Annotated in this window: 3 protein-coding genes and 1 pseudogene; 2 read left to right on the forward strand and 2 right to left on the reverse strand. The window is 58.8% G+C overall.

All coding sequences use genetic code 11. From position 1 onward, the window contains the following. A pseudogene (locus tag L9Z73_RS28700) lies at positions 1–234 on the forward strand (methyl-accepting chemotaxis protein); the annotation flags it as partial. A 179-nt stretch (positions 235–413) separates the two neighbouring features. Here the strand turns inward: L9Z73_RS28700 and L9Z73_RS28705 are convergent. Then, positions 414–1,040: a glutathione S-transferase family protein gene (locus tag L9Z73_RS28705; protein WP_247408184.1), complete on the reverse strand. Its 627-nt coding sequence runs from the start codon at positions 1,038–1,040 to the stop codon at positions 414–416. A gap of 64 nt (positions 1,041–1,104) precedes the next feature. Next, positions 1,105–1,272: a DUF2986 domain-containing protein gene (locus L9Z73_RS28710; protein ID WP_247408186.1), complete on the reverse strand. Its 168-nt coding sequence runs from the start codon at positions 1,270–1,272 to the stop codon at positions 1,105–1,107. Positions 1,273–1,478: 206 nt separating this feature from the next. Here L9Z73_RS28710 and L9Z73_RS28715 point away from each other — a divergent pair, with 206 nt between their 5' ends. Continuing rightward, positions 1,479–2,399 carry a DHH family protein gene (locus L9Z73_RS28715; protein ID WP_247408188.1) on the forward strand — a complete coding sequence of 307 codons (921 nt, stop codon included), beginning with the start codon at positions 1,479–1,481 and terminating at the stop codon, positions 2,397–2,399. Positions 2,400–2,744 lie beyond the last annotated feature (345 nt).

Here is a 2,744-nt window from a genome sequence, read left to right on the forward strand (position 1 = left end):
CTGGGCGAGATCGCCGGGGCGGTGCAGAACGTCACCGACACCCTGGCGCAAATCGCGGCGGCGGTGGAAGAGCAGGCAGCGACGGCGGATGAAGTGAGCGGCAATATCCAGCAGGTGGACCAGGCGGCGGGGCGCTTGCTCGATGGCGCGCGGGCGGTGAACCGTGCTGCGGATACGCTGAGCAAGGGGAGCCGGGCGTTGAGCGACAACACCGCACGTTTCCGCCTGAGCTGAGAGGGCTGCCGGGTGTAAACCGGTTCAAATGTGGGAGCTGTCGAGCTTCAGCGAGGCTGCGACAGGATCACCTCGGTGTACCTGCTATAAACCTCAGCGTCCGCATCGCAGCCTCGCTAACGCTTGGCAGCGCCTGCAGGGCGCCGGTTCAAGCACTCGCTGAAAGGCCTCATCGCCCGTCACTTCGCAAACGCATACTCCCCACCCTGTTCCAGCGCCTTGCGATACGCCGGTCGCGCCTGGAACCGCTGCACCCACGCCGCCAGGTTCGGATACGCCTGCAACTTGCCCTGCGCGTTGGCGATTTCGCCGATAAAACTCATCTGAATATCCGCGCCACTTAATTCGTCACCCACCAGATACGGCGTGTGCGCCAGCGCATCGTTGAGATAACCCAGGTAATTGGCCACCTCGGACTCGATTCGCGGATGCAACGGCGCGCCGGCGTCACCCAGGAACCCGACGTACAGGTTGAGCATCAACGGCAGCATCGCCGAGCCTTCGGCGAAGTGCAGCCATTGCACGTACTCATCAAAGGCGGCGGTGCTTGGGTCCGGTTGCAGGCGGCCCGCACCGTGGCGACGGATCAGGTAATCGATGATCGCGGCGGACTCGATCACCACGCGCGAGCCGTCTTCAATTACCGGGGACTTGCCCAGCGGATGAACCGCCTTGAGTTCCGGCGGCGCGAGGTTGGTCTTCGGGTCGCGCTGGTAACGCTTGATCTCGTAAGGCAGGCCGAGCTCTTCGAGCAGCCATAGAATGCGCTGCGAGCGCGAGTTGTTGAGGTGGTGGACAGTGATCATGGGAACTCCGCTGGGCGAGTAGGGGCGAGGAACAGACTGCTACGCCGCTATAGAGTGCCTTGAATCAAGTTTCGTTGTCTGGGGAACTGCTGGCGTCCTGATCGGACCCCTCCGCCAGTTTCAAGCGGTCCGCTTTACTGACGTATTTATCTTTGCTTTTAGGTGCCAATTTGGCGCTGGCCTTCTTTGCGTTGGCCTTTAATAGCTGATTGATCTTTTTACGACGGTTCATGATTGCTACTCAGCAGGTGAATGCTGGAATGATATCAGCTTGAAACAGTGCGCCACTGCAACCGGGCGGCGTTCGAGGCGGGCGCTGTCGCTTGGCTATAACGGCATAGGGGCCCGGGTGTCATATTTTATTCATGAGTGCGTCGGACACTCATGCGCGGTTTTTATTCTGGACAATGGAATTTAAGGAAAACAATGTCGCACATTATGCGGGTCGTGACCTCCGGCTCCGCCTATCTGGATATCGATGCCTACGCCTGCTGTATCGCCTACGCCGAACTGTTGAACCGTCAAGGTATCAATGCTCGTGCAGTCAGCAGCGCACCGCTCAATTTCAGCATCCCCAGCACCGTACTCGACTGGCCCTCCACCCTGGACAGCTACTTGCCCGGTCCTGGCGATGAATTTGTCCTGGTGGATGTCTGCGACCCTCATCACTTCGACCCGCTGGTGGTGCTCGAGCAAGTGGTCGAGGTGATCGATCACCATCCGGGTTTTGAAACCTACTGGACGCAGATCCTCGGTACTGCCGCCGACATTCGCCCCATAGGCGCGGCGGCGACCCTGGTTTTTCTGCGCTGGGAAGCGGCAGGCCTGTTGCCGATGATCAGCCAGCACAGTGCTGCCTTGCTGGCTACGGCAATCCTGGATAACACCCTCTATTTCACCGGGCAACTGACCACGTCGCAGGACCGGCGCGCCTATGAATGCCTCGCACGGTGCGTACGGCTGGCTGCGAATTGGCCCGAGCAGTATTTCGCCGAATGCCAGGCTGCGATCGAGTCCGACCTGATCGCAGCCCTGGCGGCTGACCTGAAACGGATGACCGTCACTGACCAACTGCCACACCTGTTCGCGCAGATGACGGTGTGGGACGCCGGGGCGCTCATACGGCGCCATCGGCCGGCGATTGCGCGCTGGCTGGCGGGGCAGGGGGACGATTGGATGTTGAACGCGATCAGCATCCGGGAGAGCAAGGGTTACTGGTTGGCGGAGGCGGCGGCCAGCCAGCAGAAGCTGAGCCATCTACTGTCCATCGAGTGGCAGGAAGGAATCGCGGTGATCGAGCCCTCATTGCAGCGCAAGGACCTGTTGAAGTTGGCGTTGTCGGCGTCATCCTTTCAATAACCTGCTCTGCGACCTTGGAAGTTTGCAGAGTGGCAGCCCAGGCTCCTGGGCAAGGAAAAGAATTTTCAGGCGGGGGTTGACCGGGTAATTTAATCCTGTATTATTTGCCTCCCGCTAACGAGCAGTTCACTGCTGGTTTGGCTTAAGTGGTTGATTTCCTTGGTGAAATTAAAAACTTTTAAGGTTGCTACTTCGGGAAGTGTGCTGTAGAGTGCGCTCCTCGGTTGAGACGAAAGATCTTAACCAACCGCTCTTTAACAACTGAATCAAGCAATTCGTGTGGGTGCTTGTGGAGTCAGACTGATAGTCAACAAGATTATCAGCATCACAAGTTACTCCGCGAGA

The sequence above is a fragment of the Pseudomonas emilianonis genome (assembly GCF_023072625.1).
Classification (GTDB): Bacteria; Pseudomonadota; Gammaproteobacteria; order Pseudomonadales; family Pseudomonadaceae; genus Aquipseudomonas; species Aquipseudomonas paraveronii.